The organism is Citrobacter sp. MGH104 (genome assembly GCF_001034485.1).
Taxonomy (GTDB): domain Bacteria; phylum Pseudomonadota; class Gammaproteobacteria; order Enterobacterales; family Enterobacteriaceae; genus Citrobacter; species Citrobacter freundii.
Genome location: NZ_KQ089818.1, coordinates 66,067 through 87,653, shown reverse-complemented (window position 1 = coordinate 87,653; position 21,587 = coordinate 66,067). Strand labels below are relative to the sequence as shown.

General features: G+C 50.6%; 20 protein-coding genes and 4 pseudogenes. 18 read left to right on the top strand and 6 right to left on the bottom strand.

Annotation, left to right across the window (positions count from 1 at the left end; genetic code table 11):
- From SK34_RS00385 to SK34_RS00370, 4 genes are all read left to right on the top strand, one after another.
- Nucleotides 1-576 carry a helix-turn-helix domain-containing protein gene (locus SK34_RS00385; protein WP_003020168.1) on the top strand — a complete coding sequence of 192 codons (576 nt, stop codon included), beginning with the start codon at nucleotides 1-3 and terminating at the stop codon, nucleotides 574-576.
- 58 nt (nucleotides 577-634) lie between these two features.
- Nucleotides 635-1,669 (top strand): NADP-dependent oxidoreductase, encoded by a 1,035-nt coding sequence (locus SK34_RS00380; protein ID WP_016150272.1) that lies wholly within the window; start codon nucleotides 635-637, stop codon nucleotides 1,667-1,669.
- Between the two features lie 264 nt (nucleotides 1,670-1,933).
- A complete protein-coding gene (gene yncE, locus SK34_RS00375; RefSeq protein WP_003843717.1) occupies nucleotides 1,934-2,995 on the top strand; it encodes a 7-bladed beta-propeller protein YncE in 1,062 nt (353 codons plus the stop codon).
- A 137-nt stretch (nucleotides 2,996-3,132) separates the two neighbouring features.
- Nucleotides 3,133-3,354 (top strand): YgdI/YgdR family lipoprotein, encoded by a 222-nt coding sequence (locus SK34_RS00370; RefSeq protein WP_003843716.1) that lies wholly within the window; start codon nucleotides 3,133-3,135, stop codon nucleotides 3,352-3,354.
- Nucleotides 3,355-3,395: 41 nt separating this feature from the next.
- Here the strand turns inward: SK34_RS00370 and ansP are convergent, their stop codons facing one another.
- On the bottom strand, nucleotides 3,396-4,838 hold the full coding sequence (gene ansP, locus SK34_RS00365; protein ID WP_003843715.1) for an L-asparagine permease: 1,443 nt from the start codon (nucleotides 4,836-4,838) through the stop codon (nucleotides 3,396-3,398).
- Between the two features lie 279 nt (nucleotides 4,839-5,117).
- Entirely contained in the window at nucleotides 5,118-6,659 is a 1,542-nt protein-coding gene (locus SK34_RS00360) for a methyl-accepting chemotaxis protein (RefSeq protein ID WP_048232081.1), read from the bottom strand.
- Nucleotides 6,660-7,166: 507 nt separating this feature from the next.
- Between SK34_RS00360 and SK34_RS00355 the strand changes: the two genes are divergently transcribed.
- The 9 genes and pseudogenes from SK34_RS00355 (at nucleotide 7,167) to SK34_RS00310 (ending at nucleotide 16,051) form a co-directional block, all read left to right on the top strand.
- The gene (locus tag SK34_RS00355; protein ID WP_048232079.1) at nucleotides 7,167-8,165 is read left to right on the top strand and encodes an MsnO8 family LLM class oxidoreductase; all 999 of its coding nucleotides are present in this window, start codon (nucleotides 7,167-7,169) and stop codon (nucleotides 8,163-8,165) included.
- Nucleotides 8,165-9,286 carry an amidohydrolase gene (locus SK34_RS00350; protein WP_048232077.1) on the top strand — a complete coding sequence of 374 codons (1,122 nt, stop codon included), beginning with the start codon at nucleotides 8,165-8,167 and terminating at the stop codon, nucleotides 9,284-9,286. The genes SK34_RS00355 and SK34_RS00350 overlap by 1 nt, the downstream gene beginning before the upstream one ends.
- Nucleotides 9,287-9,311: 25 nt before the next feature.
- A pseudogene (locus SK34_RS24800) lies at nucleotides 9,312-11,570 on the top strand (NtaA/DmoA family FMN-dependent monooxygenase).
- A gap of 10 nt (nucleotides 11,571-11,580) precedes the next feature.
- A complete protein-coding gene (locus tag SK34_RS00335) occupies nucleotides 11,581-12,090 on the top strand; it encodes a GNAT family N-acetyltransferase (RefSeq protein WP_032949329.1) in 510 nt (169 codons plus the stop codon).
- Nucleotides 12,091-12,099: 9 nt separating this feature from the next.
- Entirely contained in the window at nucleotides 12,100-13,026 is a 927-nt protein-coding gene (locus SK34_RS00330; RefSeq protein ID WP_003836182.1) for an amino acid ABC transporter permease, read from the top strand.
- On the top strand, nucleotides 13,010-13,783 hold the full coding sequence (locus SK34_RS00325; protein WP_003836184.1) for an amino acid ABC transporter ATP-binding protein: 774 nt from the start codon (nucleotides 13,010-13,012) through the stop codon (nucleotides 13,781-13,783). The genes SK34_RS00330 and SK34_RS00325 overlap by 17 nt, the downstream gene beginning before the upstream one ends.
- 291 nt (nucleotides 13,784-14,074) lie before the next feature.
- Nucleotides 14,075-14,473 carry a PAAR domain-containing protein gene (locus tag SK34_RS00320; RefSeq protein ID WP_231588739.1) on the top strand — a complete coding sequence of 133 codons (399 nt, stop codon included), beginning with the start codon at nucleotides 14,075-14,077 and terminating at the stop codon, nucleotides 14,471-14,473.
- A gap of 2 nt (nucleotides 14,474-14,475) precedes the next feature.
- The gene (locus SK34_RS00315; RefSeq protein WP_048232075.1) at nucleotides 14,476-15,654 is read left to right on the top strand and encodes a hypothetical protein; all 1,179 of its coding nucleotides are present in this window, start codon (nucleotides 14,476-14,478) and stop codon (nucleotides 15,652-15,654) included.
- A 1-nt stretch (nucleotide 15,655) separates the two neighbouring features.
- On the top strand, nucleotides 15,656-16,051 hold the full coding sequence (locus tag SK34_RS00310) for a hypothetical protein (RefSeq protein ID WP_048232073.1): 396 nt from the start codon (nucleotides 15,656-15,658) through the stop codon (nucleotides 16,049-16,051).
- A 331-nt stretch (nucleotides 16,052-16,382) separates the two neighbouring features.
- Here SK34_RS00310 and SK34_RS00305 read toward each other — a convergent pair whose 3' ends face one another.
- Nucleotides 16,383-17,372: a zinc-dependent alcohol dehydrogenase family protein gene (locus SK34_RS00305; RefSeq protein WP_048232071.1), complete on the bottom strand. Its 990-nt coding sequence runs from the start codon at nucleotides 17,370-17,372 to the stop codon at nucleotides 16,383-16,385.
- 98 nt (nucleotides 17,373-17,470) lie between these two features.
- Complete coding sequence (locus SK34_RS00300; RefSeq protein ID WP_048232069.1) at nucleotides 17,471-18,391, bottom strand: LysR family transcriptional regulator; 921 nt, start codon at nucleotides 18,389-18,391, stop codon at nucleotides 17,471-17,473.
- Nucleotides 18,392-18,503: 112 nt separating this feature from the next.
- On the opposite strand from SK34_RS00300, the gene SK34_RS00295 reads away from it, so the two are divergent.
- Complete coding sequence (locus tag SK34_RS00295; RefSeq protein ID WP_016150265.1) at nucleotides 18,504-19,121, top strand: glutathione S-transferase family protein; 618 nt, start codon at nucleotides 18,504-18,506, stop codon at nucleotides 19,119-19,121.
- 69 nt (nucleotides 19,122-19,190) lie between these two features.
- On the opposite strand, the pseudogene SK34_RS00290 reads toward SK34_RS00295, so the two are convergent.
- A pseudogene (locus SK34_RS00290) lies at nucleotides 19,191-19,313 on the bottom strand (glucarate transporter); the annotation flags it as partial.
- Between SK34_RS00290 and SK34_RS25140 the strand changes: the two are divergent.
- Nucleotides 19,312-19,398, top strand: a pseudogene (locus SK34_RS25140) (hypothetical protein); the annotation flags it as partial. The pseudogenes SK34_RS00290 and SK34_RS25140 overlap by 2 nt on opposite strands.
- A gap of 194 nt (nucleotides 19,399-19,592) precedes the next feature.
- Nucleotides 19,593-19,820: a tautomerase PptA gene (gene pptA / locus SK34_RS00285; RefSeq protein ID WP_048233744.1), complete on the top strand. Its 228-nt coding sequence runs from the start codon at nucleotides 19,593-19,595 to the stop codon at nucleotides 19,818-19,820.
- Nucleotides 19,821-19,848: 28 nt separating this feature from the next.
- Here pptA and SK34_RS00280 read toward each other — a convergent pair whose 3' ends face one another.
- A complete protein-coding gene (locus SK34_RS00280) occupies nucleotides 19,849-20,421 on the bottom strand; it encodes a flavin reductase family protein (RefSeq protein ID WP_003020117.1) in 573 nt (190 codons plus the stop codon).
- Between the two features lie 157 nt (nucleotides 20,422-20,578).
- Between SK34_RS00280 and nhoA the strand changes: the two genes are divergently transcribed.
- A complete protein-coding gene (gene nhoA, locus SK34_RS00275; protein ID WP_048232065.1) occupies nucleotides 20,579-21,424 on the top strand; it encodes an N-hydroxyarylamine O-acetyltransferase in 846 nt (281 codons plus the stop codon).
- A gap of 44 nt (nucleotides 21,425-21,468) precedes the next feature.
- Nucleotides 21,469-21,567 (top strand): annotated as a pseudogene (locus SK34_RS24895) (hypothetical protein); the annotation flags it as partial.
- Nucleotides 21,568-21,587 lie beyond the last annotated feature (20 nt).

Here is a 21,587-nt window from a genome sequence, read left to right as displayed (position 1 = left end):
ATGAATACTATTGAAGACAGCATAAATCAACGGATCAGTGCAAGAATTCGCATTGAGCGGGAATCTCGCGGTTGGTCACTCACGGAACTTGCCGAGCGCGCGGGCGTGTCGCGGGCCATGATCCATAAAATAGAACGCGGCGAGAGTAGTCCAACGGCGACGCTGCTGGGTAGACTTTCCGGTGCGTTTGGCATCAGCATGTCTACCCTGATTGCGCGGGCTGAAATGCAGGAGGGCAAGCTGCTGCGCTTCGCTGACCAGCCCGTCTGGCACGACCCGCAAAGCCACTATCTGCGCCGCCATGTTTCACCGCGCAGCGATCTACCTATCGATCTGGTGCAGATTGAATTACCCGCTGGAAGTGATATCCCGATGCCAGCTTCTTCCTATGTGCAGGCCAGACAACTTATCTGGTTACAGCAGGGGGAATTAGTTTTTGTGGAAGGGGACATACGCCATGAAATGCAGGCAGGTGATTGCCTGGAACTTGGCCCGCCGAATGACTGTCGGTTTATCAATGAAACCGCGAAACCCTGCGTTTACCTGGTTGTGCGGTTAAACCACGTCGTCAGCTAAATAGTAGGCGCAGACTGCTACTATTGATGGATTCATGCCAAAAGCAGAGGAGCACATCATGGGTCAACAGACTAATCGTAACCGTCGCTGGGTACTGGCTTCCCGTCCACATGGCGCGCCAGTCCCAGAGAACTTCCGTCTTGAAGAAGATGAGGTGGCATCCCCGGGCGAAGGCCAGGTTTTGCTGCGCACTGTTTATCTTTCCCTCGATCCCTACATGCGTGGCCGCATGAGCGATGAGCCATCTTACTCACCACCAGTAGAGATTGGTGGTGTTATGGTGGGTGGTACCGTAAGTCGCGTGGTGTCATCCCGCCATCCGGACTACCAGCCAGGCGAATGGGTATTGAGCTACAGCGGTTGGCAGGACTATGACATCTCCGACGGTAACGGACTGGTGAAGCTTGGCGCTCATCCCGAACATCCCTCCTGGGCGCTGGGTGTTATGGGTATGCCGGGGTTTACCGCTTATATGGGCCTGCTGGATATCGGTCAGCCGAAAGCGGGAGAAACGCTGGTGGTAGCCGCCGCAACCGGGCCGGTTGGCGCAACGGTTGGGCAGATCGGTAAGCTTAAAGGCTGTCGGGTAATAGGTGTGGCTGGTGGGGCAGAGAAATGCCGACATGCCACAGAGGTGCTGGGCTTTGATGTTTGCCTCGATCACCACGCACAAGATTTTGCGCAACAACTGGCAAAAGCCTGCCCGCAAGGAATTGATATTTATTATGAAAACGTCGGCGGAAAAGTATTTGATGCCGTTCTGCCATTGCTCAATACTTCTGCGCGGATTCCGCTTTGTGGCCTGGTCAGTGGTTATAACGCAACGTCGCTTCCGACCGGACCTGACAGATTACCGCTGTTAATGGCAACCCTGCTGAAAAAGCGTATCCGGATGCAGGGTTTTATCATTGGTCAGGATTATGGTCACCGCATTCAGGAGTTTCAGCGGGAGATGGGGCGCTGGCTTAAAGAGGACAAAATCCACTACCGCGAGCAGGTGACCGACGGCCTGGAAAATGCGCCACAAACCTTTATCGGTCTGCTGACCGGCAAAAACTTCGGCAAGGTAGTTATTCGTCTTGCTGAGGATTGATGCGTAAGAGTGGAAGACGGTGAATGTCTGTAACCAGGCCTGCTTCGTACGAAATGTAGGTCTGGTAAAATGCCAATGACGTTATCTGGATGAAAAGCGATTATTCATGGAGAAAATGAGAAGGTTACAACCCGAAAGCAAATAAATACTCCACATTGAGATAAATAATGATTACTATTCTCATTCTTAAAAAGGCAAAACCATGATTTTGCTCATTGAAGCTATGTGAAGCAGTAACAAACGAATTTATCAAAGGGAGTCGTCATGTCTTTACGTCATCTGTTTTCACCGCGTCTGCGTGGTTCTTTACTGTTAGGTTCACTGCTCGTTGCATCATCTTTTACTACGCAGGCTGCAGAAGAACTGCTGCGCAAAGCCGTCGGTAAAGGCGCTTATGAAATGGCGTACAGCCAACAAGAGAACGCGCTGTGGCTGGCGACCTCACAGAGCCGCAAACTGGATACCGGCGGGGTGGTTTACCGCCTTGACCCGGTCACCCTCGAAGTGACTCAGGTGATTCATAACGATCTCAAACCGTTTGGTGCCACCATCAATAACGCCACGCAAACGCTGTGGTTCGGCAACACGGTAAATAGCGCGGTAACGGCGATGGATGCTAAAACGGGCGCGGTGAAAGGACGTCTGGTGCTGGATGCGCGTAAGCGTTCTGAAGATGTTCGCCCGCTGCAGCCGCGTGAGCTGGCCGCAGATGACGCCACTAACACGGTATACATTAGCGGTATTGGTAAAGAGAGCGTGATTTGGGTGGTGGACGGCGACGCCATTAAACTGAAGGACACCATCCAAAATACCGGCAAAATGAGCACCGCTCTGGCTGTCGACAGCAAGGCTAAGCGCCTGTACACCGCCAATGCGGACGGTGAATTCATTACCATCGATACCACCACCAACAAAATTATCAGCCGCAAAAAACTGCTGGATGATGGGAAAGAGCATTTCTTTATCAACCTGAGCCTGGACACAGCGGGCAACCGTGCATTTGTCACCGACTCTAAAGCGGCGGAAGTGTTGGTAATCGACACCCGTAACGGCAACGTACTGGCAAAAGTCGCCGCGCCGGAATCCCTTGCCGTGCTGTTCAACCCGACGCGTAATGAAGCCTACGTGACTCATCGCCAGGCCGGTAAAGTGAGTGTGATCGACGCGAAAAGCTATAAAGTCGTCAAAACATTCGAGACCCCAACATTCCCGAATAGCCTGGCGCTCTCTGCCGATGGTAAAACCCTGTACGTCAGTGTGAAACAGAAATCTACCCGCGAGCAGGAAGCTACCCAGCCGGACGATGTTATTCGTATTGCGTTGTAAAAAATCAGGAGGGGGAAACCCCTCCTGTCATTTCTCTAAACCCCACGATACGCCTCGTTACACCCCGCCAGTAGCCCGACCCACTTCAGGGACTTACACTACGCCTTCAACGGCTAACTGAATAACACGGGAATACCATGAAAAAGCCATTTATCTGTCTTTGTGCAGGCGTAATGCTGTTTGCCCTGGCAGGATGCACCACTGATTACGTCATGACAACCAAAAGCGGGCAAACCATTACCACCCAGGGTAAGCCAAAACTGGATAAAGATACGGGAATGACCAGCTATACCGATCAGGATGGAAACGCGCGGGAAATTAACAGCAACGATGTAGCGCAGTTGATTGAAGCGAACTAAAAAAGAAGGCCTGAAGGGTTAACCTGTCAGGCCTTCAGCCATTACGGCGCGGTGCGGTGGATTTCCGCGACGCGCTTACGCACGCCGAACCAGCCTGCCACCAGCAGGATGGCAATCAACGGTAATGACGCGATAGTGTAGGTGCCGTTTGGATAGTCAAACGCCATCAACACCAGCACGCTCAACAGGAACACCAGGGTTAGCCACGAGGTAAACGGAGCGCCCGGCAGTTTAAAGCTAACGTCTGCCGTTTTACCTTCTTTTATGGCCCGGCGCAGACGCATCTGACAGACCATGATAAAGCCCCACGACGCAATAATGCCCAACGACGCGAAGTTCAACACGATCTCAAACACCTGCGACGGCACCAGATAGTTAAGAAATACCCCGACGACATAGACGACCAGCGTGGCGAGGATCCCCGCCCAGGGTACCTGTTGGCGGCTCATTTTAGCCATGAATTTCGGCGCCGATCCGCCCATCGACATGGAACGTAAAATACGTCCGGTGCAGTACAGTCCAGAGTTAAGGCTGGAAAGCGCCGCGGTGAGCACCACAATATTCATGATACTGCCGATATACGGCACGCCCAGTTTGGAGAAGAAGGTAACAAACGGGCTTTGCCCTGCCTGATAGGCATTCCACGGCAGTAACAGAACCAGCAGCACGACAGAACCCACATAGAACAGACCAATACGCCAGATAACGCTATTGATCGCTTTCGGCACCATGGTTTGTGGATCTTTGCATTCTCCAGCAGCGGTGCCCACCAGTTCAATGGAGGCAAACGCGAAAACCACCCCCTGAACCAGTACCAGCGCCGGCAGCAAGCCATGTGGGAAGAATCCACCGTTGTCGGTGATCAGGTGAAAACCCGTGGCGTTACCATCCAATGGCTTTCCGGTGCCTAAAAAGACGGTACCCACCACCAGGAAAATCACAATCGCCAACACTTTGACCAGTGCAAACCAAAACTCCATCTCCGCGAACCACTTCACGCCGATCATGTTCATGGTGCCGACAATGGCCAGCGCGCCGAGGGCGAATACCCACTGCGGTACATCACCAAATGCGCCCCAGTAATGCATATACAACGCCACCGCGGTGATATCGACAATGCCGGTCATCGCCCAGTTGATAAAGTACATCCAGCCAGCCACATAGGCGGCTTTCTCACCTAAAAATTCACGGGCATAGGAGACAAAGCTGCCGCTGGAAGGGCGATGTAAAACCAGTTCGCCAAGCGCGCGCAGTATAAAGAACGAAAAAATACCGCACACCAGATAAACCAGCGCTAAAGCAGGACCAGCCATCTGCAAGCGCGCGCCAGCCCCTAAAAACAACCCGGTACCAATTGCGCCGCCAATGGCGATCATCTGTACCTGTCGATTTCCCATCGCTTTGTGATACCCCTCTTCGTGGGCATTCAACCAGCGTCGTTTCGCCGCATGTTGTTCCGCGGCTTGCGTGTTGTTTGTGTTCATTACTTTTCCTGTTGACCTGACAAAAATACAAAATCCTTTTTGCCGCACCTGCTGCGGCGAAAACAGCCTTACCCTTCATTGTGTTACGGGGAAAACTGCCGGCCGAGCATCCTACATTCAATTGTTCGGTTCCGCAAAGCCCCGATAACAAGAATTCAGTATTTTTGTACAGCCTGCACTGGCGCGGTGTGGCCTCGATTCAGCCAATAAAAGAGAAGGGCGTAAATACGTGGAGAGGAGTGCGCTTATCGAGACATTCACCCGATAAGCGCCGTAAGGTTATGCTGATACGCCAAAGACCTGAACGGCCTGCTGTAAGCGCGATGAACGTTGAGTCAGATCGGCGGTAGCATCGGTGACACGTTCCACCATCTCGGCATTATTGTGTGTCATGGTGCCAACGCGTGAAATCGAATCGTTAATCAGATCCAGCGCCAGGGTTTGCTCACGCGTCGCCAGACTAATATCTTTGATCATCATCGACATCTGCAGGACATCGCCAATCATCCCGGTAAGATGCGTCTCCGTTTGTTCTACCATTTTGACGCCGCTATTCACGTTGGCGACGTTCTTCTCAATCAACTGTTTGATCTCTTTTGCTGCAGACGCTGAGTGCTGTGCCAGATTACGGACCTCTGCCGCCACAACGGCGAAACCGCGTCCTGACTCTCCGGCTCGCGCGGCCTCGACCGCGGCATTGAGCGCCAGAATATTGGTCTGAAAGGCGATACTATCAATGACGCCGATGATGTCGACGATCTGCCCGTTGTCACGCGATATCGCCTGCATCATGGCGATAGTTTGTTTCATGATATCGCCGCCTTCTGCCGCATTGGCGCTGGTTTTATCGGCCATGGTCATAGTATGTGCCGCAGTCTCAGCAGTTTGCTGTACCGCGCTACCAATTTCTTCAATGGCGGCAGCGGTTTGTTGCAGGTCGGCGGAGGTTTCTTCGGAACGCTTATGCAGCGCCGTACCTTCTTTTGATACTCGCTGACTGATAGCGCGAATACCGGATATTTGCGTACTGACATCATCGACCAGTGAATTCAGATTAAGCCCGGACTGATTAACCAGGCGCATCAACATTCCGATCTCATCCACCCGATTTAAATGACAGTTATCAGGTTTTCTCCCGGATACCACTTTCTTCATTTGCGTCAGTAGCGTATTAACTGGCTGACAAATTTGATACTTAAGGTAAATAGCAAGCATCAGAAATAAGAACAGCAACCCTCCCGCCTGAATAAATGGATTAACAGGAGCAAAAAGAAATAGCACGGCGAGCAGGGCGATTACCCCTAAAGAATAATTGACGCGCTGGCTAATGCTCATCCATTTAAACATTGATGCCCATGACAATATGCCGCGGCGAATGATAATGCCTTTAAAAAGTCGAAACCCTTTAAACTGCTGGCTATTAATTTTTTGATATAAACTTTCGCTTTGAGTTATTTCATCGCGCGAAGGAACGGTACGCACTGAAATGTAGCCAGTGAGCTTTTCATTGTGCCAGACCGGTGTAACGTTGGCGCGAACCCAGTAATGGTCGCCATTCTGCCGACGGTTTTTCACCATTCCCGTCCAGCTGTCTCCCTGCTGTAGCGTGTACCACATATCGGCGAACGCCGCGGGAGGCATATCAGGATGGCGAATAATATTATGCGGTTCGCCCATTAATTGCTGTTCGTTAAATCCGCTGGCATCAATAAATGCGGAGTTGGCGTAGGTAATATGACTTTCTTTATCCGTCGTAGAAAGCAGCGTCGCTTTATCGTTAAGTGCGTGCTCAATTTGTGTAACGGGCATGTTACTTTTCATAGAGGTCCCATGATGCTATGTATAATCCATACAAAAATCCCCGCAATAAAATCGGGGGATATTAGAAATCTGTTTTCAACCGTTTTAATAAGAAACGTTGCATTCTCTACTAATCATCATTTCTGTGGAAGTAGTTAAAATAAAAATTTCCATGTAAATCATTCATCCCACGTCATAAAAGTGAAACAATTAATACAAGCGCATAACGTTACAAGTCGTTTAAACTGACTTAACGTAAATTGCGTTAAAAAACCTTTTCGTAAAAAGAAAACTGGCATGAAATGATTTTGATGTTATTAACGTGATATCAACGACCCTATTATATTTTGTAGGCTATTAATTGCGGGTGTTTTTCAGTTTAGCGGTACTGGGCGATCCAAATTTTAACCCTGGCTGCGGTAGGGTTTGTTATCTACTTTTTAGCTGAGTAAATGTGAATTAAATGTTTCAGTATGGCTATTTGATAAATTAATAATAAAGACATGTTAACAAACAAAGGCTCGTAACATGTCATATCGCCTGAGTATTCTGGATAAAAGCCCCATCGGGGAAGGTGAAACTGCCGCGACTGCGCTTTCCCGGACGTTGCGCCTGGCGCAACTGGCGGAAGAGTGGGGGTACCATCGTTTCTGGATCGCGGAACACCATAATACGCCACAGCTGGCCAGTCCATCGCCGGAGCTGGTGATCGCCTGGATCCTCGGGCAAACCCAGCGTATCCGCGTTGGTTCCGGCGGCGTGATGCTGCAACATTACAGCCCGTACAAAGTGGCGGAAAACTTCAATCTTCTGGCATCACTGGCTCCTGGACGTGTCGACCTCGGCGTAGGGAAGGCCCCTGGCGGGTTACCGTTGTCGACTCAGGCGTTACAGCATGGACTGCATCAGGAAGAAAAAGGCAGTTTTGCCGATCAGCTTTCTCAGCTTAACGGCTGGCTGGCGCTGAACGGAACGGAAAGCGGGGAAACGGTATTCCCGACGCCAATCCCACCAATACCGCCAGAAGGATTTGTACTCGGAGCCAGTGTGCAAAGCGCACAGTTAGCAGCGCAATCCGACTTGAATTTTATCTTCGCTGCGCACCTCAACGGTGACAAAGCGTTATTACGTGAGGTTTTGTCCTTCTGGCAGACCCACAGCGACCGCCCGACGATAGTCGCCGTTCAGGTGATTGTGGCTGACAGTCACGATACCGCTGCGCAACTGGCGGAAAACGTGCAAATCTGGGGCGTTGAGCTGGAAAATGGTCAACGCGTTACAGTCGCCAGCGAAGAGCAAGCCCTGGCATTCGCCGTACAGGCGGGTAGTTCGCCACGCAAAATCGCGCGTCGTGAACTGGCGTTGTTACACGGCACCGCTCAAGAGGTGATGGTAAAGCTGAATGCTCTGCATACGCAATTTGGTATTGATGAGTTCATTATCGACACGCCAGTGGCGGAGGGCCACCCGCGTCTGACATCGCTGCGTTTGTTGGCACAAGTCCATAATGCCGTGGAGGTGTTCTGATGACCCTCAGCTCAACGCTTATCAACTGGCGTCGTGAATTACATCAGCACCCGGAGCTTTCCCTGCAGGAGGAAGCAACCACCGGGCGCATTCAGGCCTGGTTGCACGCTGCGGATGTCGACATTCTGCCGTTCGAGCTGAAAACCGGTCTGGTCGCGGAAATCGGCAAGGGAGAAGATGTCATCGCGCTACGAGCGGATATCGATGCGCTACCGATAGAAGAAAGTGCCGACGTTCCGTTTCGTTCCCTCACACCGGGCGTGATGCATGCCTGCGGGCATGACGTCCATACCAGCGTGATGCTTGGTGCAGCACTGCTGCTTAAACAACAGGAAACAACCTTACCGGGGCGAGTACGTATTTTGTTTCAACCAGCTGAAGAGAGTTTCGGCGGCGCAAAAACGTTGATCCGCGCCGGTGCGCTGCAAAACGTAGCGGCTATTTTTGGTATGCACAATGAGCCCGGTTTGCCGGTGGGCGAATTTGCCACACGCGGCGGTGCGTTCTATGCCAATGTCGATCGCTTCGTGCTGCGCATAAATGGCAAGGGCGCACATGCGGCGCGTCCGCATGAAGGCAAAGATGCCATCCTGCTTGCCAGCCAGTTGGTAACCGTGTTGCAAAGCGTTGCCAGTCGCGACGTTAACACGTTGGATTCGGTGGTACTCAGCGTGACCCGTATTCAGGGAGGAAATACATGGAACGTACTGCCAGAGTCCGTTGAGCTGGAAGGGACGCTCAGAACGCACCGGACTCAGGTACAGCAGCAGGTTAAAGCACGGGTTAATGACATCGCTGCCGGATTTGCCCATGCCTTTGGCGCACAAATAGACGTTATCTGGCATGCAGGGCCGACCGCGTTGGTGAACGATGCGCGTTGGGCCGATATCGCCACCACGGTGGCGAAACAGTCAGGCTACACAACTCACCATGCTGACCTGCATATGGGCGGGGAGGATTTTGCCGTCTACCTGCAAAATACGCCAGGTGCATTTGTCAGTATTGGCAGCGCCAGTGAATACGGATTACATCACCCGGGATTTAATCCAGACGAACGTTTAATTGAACCTGCCGCACATTACTTTGCGCAGTTAGCAAAAACGGCATTCGCACACCTTTAAGTTTACCTGTTGGGTAGGGGTTATTATGGCTGAAAATCGGCAACTACGGCTCGGAACTATTCTGCATGGCGCATCGGGAAATATGTCCGCATGGCGCCACCCGGCGGCTCAGGCCGATGCCAGTATTAATTTTGATTTTGTCAAAGAGACGGCGCTTATTGCGGAAAAAGGGAAGCTGGATTTTATTTTTGTCGCCGATGGTCTGTATATTAATGAAAAATCAATCCCGCACTTTTTAAATCGTTTTGAGCCGCTGACAGTATTATCCGCTTTGGCCAGCATCACCCAGAATCTGGGACTGGTTGGCACAGTGTCTACATCATACAGCGAGCCGTTTACGACCGCACGACAGTTCGCCAGCCTGGACCATCTCAGCAACGGGCGTGCGGGCTGGAACGTGGTTACGTCGCCTCTGGAAGGATCGGCAAAAAACTATTCTCGCGCTCAGCATCCGGAGCATGCCCAGCGTTATCGTATTGCCGATGAATATTTACAGGTAGTGAAAGGACTGTGGGATTCCTGGGAAGACGATGCTTTTACCCGTAATAAAACAAGCGGGGAATTTTTTAATCCGCATAAACTGCACACGCTAAACCATCATGGAGATTATTTCCAGGTCGCCGGGCCGTTAAATATTGGGCGTACGCCACAAGGTCGTCCGATTATATTTCAGGCGGGAGCTTCAGCAGATGGCAAGAAATTAGCGGCGCAGCATGCTGATGCCATTTTTACCCATCAGGAGTCGCTGGCAGAGGCTAAGGCGTTCTATCAGGATGTAAAAAGTCAGCTGGAAATTGCCGGACGACATCCCGATCAACTGCATATATTCCAGGGCGTCAGCGTTATTGTTGGCGACAGCGAAGAGGACGTTGAGCAGCAGTATCAGACTACCGCTGCGCTGGTCTCCGTTACCGACGCGCTGAACTATCTTGGCCGCTACTTTGAACATCATGATTTTGCCCAATATCCGCTGGACGCACCGTTCCCGGATCTTGGCTCTCTCGGACAAAACAGCTTTCGCAGTACGACTGATGAGATCAAACGCAACGCGCGCGAGCGTGGCTTAACACTCCGTCAGGTTGCTCTGGAAGCGGCCAGCCCACGTCCGCGTTTCAGCGGCACGCCGGAACAGGTCGCCGACGGCCTGCAGCAGTGGTTCGACGAGAAAGCCGCAGATGGTTTTATTATCCAGGGCGGAACGCCGGATACCTTCCCGCGTTTTGTCGAACAGGTTGTCCCTGTGCTTCAGGCGCGGGGCCTGTTCCGCCATGAATATCCCGGTACGACCCTGCGCGCAAGCCTGGGATTAACGACACCTGCAAATCAATTCGCACAATAAGAGAAAAACGCTATGCAGAAAAAATCAGTATTCCTCGCGCTGTCGCTGGCTTTCAGCGCGACTGTCTGGGCAAATGATGTGACGATTAACGGCACGGGCGTAAGTCTGGAAGCCAATAAAACGCCGATCAATACGGCAAAGAATCCGCAGGCGATTGCGCAATTGCCTGCAAATCTGCACCTGGCCGTACCGGGCAAATTCACCGTGGCGATTGCCGGGCTCAGCCAACCGCCGCTGACCGTCTTTGCCGATGACAATAAGACGCTGATCGGCAGCGAGGCGGACATCGCGCGTCTGGTGGCTGACAGTTTGGGGCTGGAACTCAACGTCGTACCTACGTCATGGGAAGACTGGCCGCTGGGCGTCACTTCCGGCAAATACGATGCCGCGATCAGTAATATTACCGTCACCAAAGCACGCAAAGAAAAATTCGATTTCGCGACGTATCGGAAGGACTCTCTTGGCTTTTATGTCAAAACCGGTAGCAAGCTGAAGAAAATCGAGCAGGCGGAAGATATCGCTGGACTGCGCATTATCGTCGGTTCAGGGACGAACCAGGAAGCCATCCTGCTGGCCTGGAACGATGAGAACGTGAAGAAAGGGTTACAGCCGTTTACGCCGGTGTATACCAAAGATGATGCCGCGCAAACCCTGGCCCTACAGTCAGGTCGCGCCGATGCCTACTTCGGTCCTAATGTAATCGGCGCATGGAAAGCTGCACTCAACGGTAAAACGCAATTGGTGGGTAGTGTTGATGGCGGTTGGCCAAAAGCGGCACACATCGCAGTGACGCTGAAAAAGGACAGCGGTCTGGTTCTGCCGGTACAAACCGCCCTCAACGGCGTGATTGGCAACGGCGATTATGACAAGGTGCTGAATCGCTGGGGAGAAGGGGTGGAACGCATTCCGCAATCTGAAATCAACCCGGCCGGTTTAGGCGACTAAGGAGGTTATCGTGAGCGATCAATTTCGCGTGGTCTCACCTGAAGCCAGCGAGCTACAGCCCATTTTGAACGGTCTGTTCGGTGAGTATGCTGCCCGCTACGGCGATTATTTTTCTCGCGACGCTGAAGTGGAACTGACCGAATGGTATCTGGCACCTCAGGGACTTTTTGTGGTCCTGGAGCGTGGCGGAGAAATTATCGCCACCGGGGCTTACAAACCTTACGACAAGGACACTGCCGAGATTAAGCGTATCTGGACAAAAAGCAGCCTGCGTCAGCAGGGACTTGCGGCGCGTGTAGTGCAGGAACTGGAACGTCGGGCGCTATTCGCGGGCTACAGCCGGATATATCTGACCACAGGATTTCGCCAGCCGGAGGCCGTCAGACTTTATTTAAGCCAGGGCTACGATCCGCAATTTGATACGACGCGCAATCCCGAAGAGTACAGCCAGCCACCGTTTGATGGACGGCTGCGCTTTACCAAACTGCTGACTATTGCCGGTCAGGCCAGAATCGCCTGAGGAGAGAAGATGAAAACGACAGATAGCATTAAAGTCGTACCGGCGCGTTACCCCATGCGCACCGTTGGCGCGATCATTGCTTTGTTTGCCCTGGCGGTGATTCTCCAGTCTGTGGCGTTTAATCCGCGCTGGGAATGGAGTGTGTTTGCCCGCTGGTTCTTCGATCCGGTGATTTTGTCTGGTCTTGGACAAACGCTGTTACTGACACTTATCGGGACGCTGTTGAGTATTCTCATCGGCGGTCTGCTGGCGCTGGCGCGGCTTTCATCTTCCTGGCTGTTGAACTGTCTGGCCTGGGGGTACATCTGGCTGTTTCGTTCGTTACCACTGATTGTGGTGCTAATCGTTCTGTACAACTTCTCCTATCTGTACGACACGCTGACGATTGGTATTCCGTTTACTCCCATTCAGTGGGGAAGTTTTGAGACCATCAATGTACTCGGTCAGTTTTCCACTGCGGTGGTTGGCCTGACGCTGGTGCAAAGCGCCTATACCGCTGAGATTATACGTGGTGGATTTTTGGGGGTTGATCACGGTCAGTACGAGGCAGCGGCAGCACTGGGCTTACCGGCAGGGCGACGTACGCTGCGGATTATTCTGCCGCAGGCGCTGCGCACCATTTTGCCTGCTGGCTTCAATGAAATCATCAGCCTGGCGAAAGGGACGGCGATGGTATACGTGCTGGCAATGCCTGAGCTGTTCTACACCATCCAGATGATCTACAACCGCACGCAGGAAGTGATCCCGCTGCTGATGGTGGGTGCGGTGTGGTATCTGGTGATCACCAGCATCCTGTCGCTTATTCAGCATCTGGTCGAACGTGCGCTGGCACGCAGCGAACGACGTTCAGCGATCAACACCGTCCGGGTGAGCCGTGCAGAAAAACGCAGTCGTCAACGTCCACAGCAGGAGGCCGTCCATGTCCCACTCGCCTGAAGGTCATATTTCTATTACCGGCGTCAGCAAATACTTTGGTCGCCACAAAGCATTGGATAATGTGTCGCTGGAGATCCCTCCCGGAACGGTTACGGTCATTCTCGGGCCGTCCGGTTCAGGGAAATCCACACTCCTGCGTACCATCAACCATCTGGAACGCGTCGATGAGGGTTTTATTCAAATCGATGGCGATTACATTGGCTATCGTCGGCAGGGAGACAAGCTGTATGAGCTGAAAGAGGCGGAAATTTTGCGCCAGCGGGTTAACGTCGGCTATGTGTTCCAGAACTTTAATCTGTTCCCGCACTTAACGGTGCTGGAGAACCTGATTGAAGCGCCCATTGCGCACGGACTGGCATCGCGTAAAGCCGCCACCGAGCGGGCATTAACGCTGCTTGATGCAGTAGGGTTGCGCAATAAAGCCGATGCCTGGTCGCGTCACTTATCTGGCGGTCAGCAGCAGCGTATCGCTATTGCCCGTGCACTGGCGCTAAATCCGCGCGTCATGCTGTTTGATGAGCCTACATCTGCACTGGATCCTGAGCTGGTGGGCGAAGTCCTGGATGTCATCAAAGCGCTGGCTAAGTCGGGAACCACGCTGGTGGTGGTGACACACGAGATTGGCTTCGCTCGGGAAGTGGCGGATCAGGTGGTGTTTATGGTTGATGGCAAAATCGTCGAGCAGGGCAGCAGCGAGCAGGTGTTGAATCATCCACGCCACACGCGCACCCAGCAGTTTTTGTCGAAAGTGCTTTGAGACCGCGTCCAAAGGGTGAAATTAACAAGAAAATATGAATGTCCGTTAATCCTAAATTAGTCTTCCTTTTGAGTAAGACTCTTCAGTGAATAATTATCGAAAAATCATTTTATTATCAGGTGAATAATGACTTGGGTCTGGAATATATCACCCTTAGTGAAGTTGTGAGAAAGCATAGTAAAACTTTGCTTAAATCATATGTTATGTATCATGCCATTGAGTATTACCACTTTTTAACTAAGGAATTGAAAATGGTAAGAGCACTGGCCTGTCTCGGCGATAAAACAAGTTATGGAGAAATTATTACTGCTTCTGCACTGGACTGGACTGGACTGGATGGAAAATGGTAAAGCATATCTAGCTACTGGCGACAGGGTGTTGTGTGGCGGCCCCAATCACTATGTTTTTGGTACAGCCACACAATATACCAGCAGTGGAGCGGGCACTTTAACCACCCTCGACACCAGTCAATTATCGATAATGATGCAGAGCTCACAGGATGTCAGCAGCAGAAAGTGTATTCGTTTTAAGTGTGCAGATGATGACGGCAGACTGATGGTGGATTGCCGGTATGTTCTCATACTCCCGGACGGCCATACAGAAACGAGGAATACAGATAGCCAAGGAATGACAGAGTGGCATTATGCTGAATCCGCTGAAAATATTAACCTGCACATATTAATGGATTAATTATGGCTGTTTACCCGCTTAGCACCAGCATTCGCTCTAATGTTCCCGCAGACTCTTTATTATATGATCTATGTATTTATCGTATGGATACCGACAGAAATAAATATTATTTGATAGATGTGAGACAGCAGAAATTTAAGGATAACCACCAAACTCAGATACATATGTCTGAAGATATAAACGAGCCTCTATCAACTATCTACATTATGGAAATGACGCTTTATCGTAAGACGATGCTGCATACCCACAGTGTTACTCCAAAACCTTTCACAAAGATGTATACGCTTGCAGAATTTAGTACAGGTAAGGCGTGCTCTGAGGCGAAACGTGAAAATCTCTGTTATTTTGAATCGGCAGGCACACCTAAACCTGATAGTCAGGGGGGCGAAACGAAACTAGTTACTATAACCCGCGAGGAGCGACCATTTATAGCGAAAGAATATCCTATTGGTAATTCCAGGGATCCTTTTGATAAAAAATTAGTAGAACGTCAAATAGAAGAAAGATTTAACGGATTTGATTTCCCTAATCAAATAGCTGCAAGTGTATGTGGACCTGCTGCATTTTTTTACTGCCTGCAAAAGGATCGCCCTGATGTGTATGCGCAAGCTACCCGTGAACTCTGGCGATACGGAAAAACTAAAATAGGTAATTTAATAATTTCGCCAGGTAAAGGCTGTCGGCATCCTACAGGTGTATTTTACTATGATGACGGCAGACCGAAGATAGTCGGTACAGACTGGATGACGCTTGCTGGACTCAGGGATTCAGAGAATACAATGCTGAGCTTTGATACTCTTGATTCTCCAGTTGCTGGTATCACAATTTGGCAAATTTTGGCAGAATGGTTTGAAAAGGTCGGCTATAAAATGGTCTTTAGTAATGTCGGTATTACTCAGGCGGGTGTTCAGGGAATCAGAGATTTAAATAAATATATTGAGCAAGATTATAAAGTCGTAACATTGATAAATGATGGACTTCTTGTAAATAGTACAAATAAAACAACATTACCTACACACTGGGTTGTTTGGAATGGTTCAGTCATGCAAGATCCTAATGGATATATTAGTTTGGAATTGTTTTCTTGGGGAAAGGAAAAAAACTGGATAAAACCAAAAAAAGATTTGCAATTTTTTATCAACAGGTTTTTTGGAGGAATGGCTTTCAAGCCATTGAAATAAAATGGGAAGATTTTTTTTGGTTCTGCCTTTATTATTACTATCTGCCTGTTCGTTGCAGGCAGAATTCACTCCAGAAAGGGAGGTACTTAATGATGCAACTGTTGGCATTCCCTATTATAACCAAATTAATATATTTGGTGGGGTAGTTCTTTCTTATGATCTTTATGGTAAACAAGCTATTGCTGGAGATATTCATCCAGATAATTTAGGGCTTCACCTACAGTATTGTGATGATAATGAATTCAATAATTGTATCCAGATTAGAGGGACACCAACAAAAGCAGGCATAGCTAAAGTGCGAGTACATGGGGGCTTAGGTGGCGGAATGTTTTCAAAATCAGGAGAGTTCGATAAAACCTATACTATTACGGTCAAAGATTCAGAAGGATCTTCTTAAGATCGTTTGAGAGGCGCTCTCAGTATCGCCCATCAAGATACGAGAACCCGCTCAGAGAGCGGTTTTCTCACATCTGAGTGGTTAAAAAACAACCTTAACAATAATTTCCGATATCCAAACTGACCCCGTATAGATGCGATAGGGTGCAACCCCTTCCAGATATGCCGCATTCAGACACTTTACCGGCAATCAGAAACGGTAATTTTACTCATTTCTTGATGGTCATAAAATAGCATTAACGTACAATATTAGGTGCTGAATCATCCACATCACACGCGCACCCGAAAGTGCTTTGAGTTACATTGCGGCACAAGACTGTGCCGCACAAGGATTACAGGGTGACGACGATTTTGCCCACCTGACCGTTGGCTTCCATGTATTGATGTGCTTCAACGATATCATCAAAGGCAAAGGTTTTATCAATCAGCGGTTTGAGCTTACCGGATTGCAGTCCTTCAAAGATAAACCGTTTCGCCCGCGAAAGTTTTTCTGCGTCCGCGGTGATTTCGAAAATCTCATAGCCGCGGAAGGTCAGATGACGACCGAGTATCTCAATTACCGGAATCGACAAATCACGCGCATCAAGAGAGCCATACTGGAAAAAGAGTCCGCCGGCAGGCATCACCTGGGCAATTTTTGCCACGCCAGGGCCACCGACCGGATCGAAGACCACGCGGGTACCTTTGCCGTCAGTGATCCGGTTAATCTCCGCCACCAGATCCTGCTCCTGGCTGGCGATAACCTCTGCCGCGCCAAGTTGCAGAAGCTGGGCACGTTTCTCACTGGTGCGCGTCATCGCAATCGGTTTTGCTCCCCGCATGTTAGCAATCTGAATTGCCGCCAGTCCGACGCTGCTGGAAGCAGCATTGATCAGTACGTTATCACCAGGCTTAATATCCGCATATTCAACCAGCGCACCGAAAGCGGTCACATACATCATCCAGCTCGCCGCGGCTTCCTCGAAGCTAAGATTCTCAGGATGTTTGACGACAGCATGGGCTGGAGCATTGACGACTTCACCGTACATACCATACTCATGGAAGCTGAAAGCCGGGATGACGCTGACGCTATCGCCGGGCGCAAACTCACGCACGTTGTCTCCCACGGATTCAACAACGCCAGAAGCCTCATAGCCCAGACGAGCCGGGAATTTGGGTTGGTAAATATACTGGCCGTTACGATACATAATTTCCGCACGGTTAATGCCGATTGCGCGTACGCGTATCTGAACTTCATCCGCACGCGGAGCCAAAACTGGCATATCCTGTATTGTCAGGACGTCAGCGTCGCCTGGTTGATTAAAAACCACGACCTTAGACATAGCAAACCTCTGTAAATTGTTCTGTATTGGGTCTGCACAATTTAACGGCTCAGATGAGGGTGAAAAACCGCCGTTGCGGAACTTCACTATTACTCAGATTATAATAATCCCTGTAGGCGCGATTTTTGCTCGGTAAAAAGCGCATACAGCCAGTCAATAAACACCCGAACACGGGGGGCAAGATGACGCCTGTCCGGGTAGAGCACGGAAACGGGTTTTGATTCCCCGGCATAATCGGCCAGCACCTCTACGAGCTGGCCCGACTGGATCCAGGGGGCCAGTACCGCGTGCACACCGTGGATGATACCGAGTCCGGATAAACAGCCTGTCAAAAGAATGTCGGAGTTATCAACGCAGATGTGACCTGTAGGGATAAACGACACGGTTTCACCCTCACGGACGAAGGACCATTCCAGTGCTTCACGATGACGTTCACTGAAAAAGTTAATTGCCTGATGTCTGGATAAATCCTCTGGCGTCTGCGGTACGCCGTGTTTTTGCAAATAATCCGGGGACGCGCATGTCACCATTTTTACCTCACCAAGCCGCCGTGAAATCAGAGAAGAGTCTTGTAACTCGCCAATGCGAATCATGCAGTCGATACCTTCGGCAAGCAGATCGATTCTTCGGTCGGTAGAGGTGAGGACAATCTCAATATCCGGGTAGCGCGACTGGAAATCGTTCAGGGCCGGGACTAATACCGAGTGAGCCAGCGACAGGGGGGCATTCACCCTAAGCTTTCCGCGCGGAGGGCGGGTGGGTGAGAAAGAAGCCATGATGTCATCAACGTCACTGAGCAGGATTTTTGTGCGTTGGTAAAAAGCGTCACCTTCTTCTGTCAGACTCACTTTACGAGTCGTGCGGTTAAGCAACTTTGCTCCCAGATCGTCTTCAAGATGTTGGATAGCTTTGGTCACTGCAGGGCGGTGCAGGTGTAACACGTCTGCTGCTCTGGCAAATCCACCTTGCTCAACAACCTGTACAAAAATGTTCATATATTCAAACATACTGGAACGCATGGCTTATTCTCCCCCGGTATTCGACCATTGTTATTATGAAAGTAATAATCATGTCTGCATAGGTTGCCGAATGCTGCTCTACACTTAGGGTTTTAACTTTGGGGATTGCAGCATGATTAAGGTCTATGGGGTACCGGGCTGGGGATCGGCCATCAGTGAAGTGATGCTCACACTGGCGGAGATCCCTTATCATTTTATTAATGTCGACGGTTTTGACAGTGACGGCCCTCAGCGGGAGTTGCTTAAGACGATGAATCCATTATGCCAGGTGCCCACGCTGGTACTGGAAAATGGCAGTGTGATGACAGAAACGGCGGCGATCGCGCTGATGATTCTCGATCGTCGCCCTGAACTTTCACCACCCGTTGGACACGCCGAACGCCAGCAGTTTCAGCGTCTGTTGATATGGCTGGTAGCAAATGTCTATCCCACGTTTACCTATGCCGACTATCCAGAACGCTGGGTACCGGACGCCCCGGCGCAGTTGAAAAAGAACTGCATTGAGTACCGTAAATCCCTCTATATGTGGCTGAACGATCAGCTAAACGCCGAGCCGTACGCATTCGGGGATCAGCTAACACTACTGGACGTATATATTGCCGTTATGCGCACCTGGGGACCAGGGCATGACTGGTTTCAGGACAACACGCCGAATATTAGCGCTATCGCTGATGCAGTTTGTCAGCATCCGAGGCTACGTACTGTACTGAAAAACAATAAGATTATTTGAATAAAAAAACGCTGTTCCGCAGGTGTGCAAATCCCGGAACAGCGGGCAAACTATCGCCATAAGATTAAATTACGCGACAGAAGGGGTCAGCGTAATACGTTCCAATGGACTCACGATAAACAGATAAGAAATAAGGCCAATCAGCCCCATCGAACCGACGTACAGAATGGCGTAATCAAAAGACTGGGGATTGTCACCCATGAGAGTGAGCAGGGCGCTAAATAGCCCGCAGCTGGTGCGCCCGAAGACCGCGGAAAAAGTGATGCAGGCGGTGGCAGACTATTTGCTGAAAAAAGGTTATCGTCGTCATGGTTTGCTATGGACCGCCGATCGCCGGGCTATTGGACAACGCGTCGCCTCGATCGTATCGAACAAATTCCACGTGAAGACGATATTATTGATGTCGGATTTCACCTGGTTGAAGAGAGTCCGCATAAGTTACCTGCATCCCAAAACAATAAGGAACCTGTCATGCCGCACGTTGATATCAAATGTTTTCCTCGCGATTTGAACGAAGAAGAGAAGGCCGCACTGGCGACGGATATTACCGAAGTCATTATTCGTCATTTACAAAGCAAAGAGAGTTCAGTGAGCGTGGCGCTGAATGAAATTGAGCCAGGGGAGTGGCAGAGCGTGTGGGATGCGGAAATTGCGCCACAGATGACGAGGCTGATTAAAAAACCCGGCTACAGCATGTGAAAGAGAACGGGCGATTATTGCGCCCGTATTATTCAGCCGCTGTTATGCGTTTCCCGCTGGTGACAAACGTTCCGGCGCCAAGATGATGCAGGGTATTGAGTTTATCATCATCAAACTGCCAGCGTCCTTCCACGAAAGCTCGCTCATCAGCGGCAGCCGAGACCACTTCCCCAAACAGGGTGTCATATTTTTCCTGGGCCGCCGTTGCAGGCAGCAGACGACACTCCATCCAGGCCAGACATTTCGCTTCTATTAACGGTAATCCCAGCACCGGACCTTTTACCACCGGAATACCGTAGCAGTTAAATTTATCTTCCACGCGACCGGAAACGCTGCCCACCGCGTAAGTCCAGTTGGTAGCGGCCACGCCCGGAATAACAATACCGAACTTGCCGCTACGCTCAATCAGTTCACGCGACCAGGCGGTCTTATCAACAACAATTGCAATCCGCGGCGGTTCAAATTCCACCGGCATTGACCATGCCGCCGCCATCACATTGCGCCGCTCGGTATGCTCATCCCGGCTGGTGATCAGTATCGTAGGGCCGTGGTTAAGCAGCCGACTGGCATGTTTTAATTCGATTGAACGGAAATGGCTCATGGATGCTCCTGGGCTGAGAGATAACACACCACAATAGATATAGATATTAACGGTATTAGCGATTTTGTCGCCTCGTCTGGAGGAACAACGCACAAAATCGACGGCGTAAAATTAAAAATGCGTTATAAGTACTGCATTAATCGAACAGGAACTCCCTATGACGCCTTTTTTAACCGCTTATTTTGCCCGTATTGGCTGGTCAGATTCGGCCAGCGTCGACATTGAAACTGTAAAAGCGCTGCATTTACTGCACAACGGCGCGATTCCGTTTGAAAACCTGGATGTATTACTGCCAAGAGAGATGCAGCTTGACGATTTGTCGCTGGAAGAGAAGCTGGTGACGGCGCGTCGTGGCGGTTATTGCTTTGAACAGAATGGAGTGTTTGAGCGCGCGTTACGCGAAATCGGTTTTAACGTACGCAGCCTTCTCGGTCGTGTGGTACTGGCAAATCCGTCAAGTCTGCCGCCGCGCACGCATCGTCTGTTGCTGGTTGAATTACAGGGAGAGCAGTGGATCGCCGACGTTGGCTTCGGCGGACAAACGCTGACGGCGCCGATTCGTCTGCAGGCCGATATTGAGCAGCAAACGCCACACGGCGAATATCGCCTGGTTCAGGAGGGGGACGATTGGATCCTGCAGTTCCGCCATCACGATCACTGGCAATCAATGTACCGTTTTGACCTGGTCGTGCAGCACCAGAGCGATTACCTGATGGGCAATTTCTGGTCCGCGCACTGGCCACAATCGCATTTTCGTCATCATTTGCTGATGTGTCGTCATCTTCCGGACGGCGGTAAGCTGACGTTGACCAATTTTCATTTCACCCGTTATCAGGATGGTCGTGCGGTAGAGCAGATTAATCTGCCCGATGTCGCCAGCCTGTATGCCTTGCTGCAGGAACAGTTTGGACTGGGCGTGGATGACGTGAAGCATGGGTTTACCGAAGATGAGCTGGCGACGGTCATGGCTGCGTTTGATACGCATCCAGAGGCGGGGAAATAGGGGCATCGGAAGTCATGCCGGATGCGGCGTTATCGCCTTATCCGGCAGACCCTAAAGTAAATCCGAATGTATTTGTAAGCGGGTTACTACCTGTTGCTACATATGGCTGGATTGTTGATCAGATTTATGGGGCATTGAAATAAAAAATAACAAGCACTCCAAT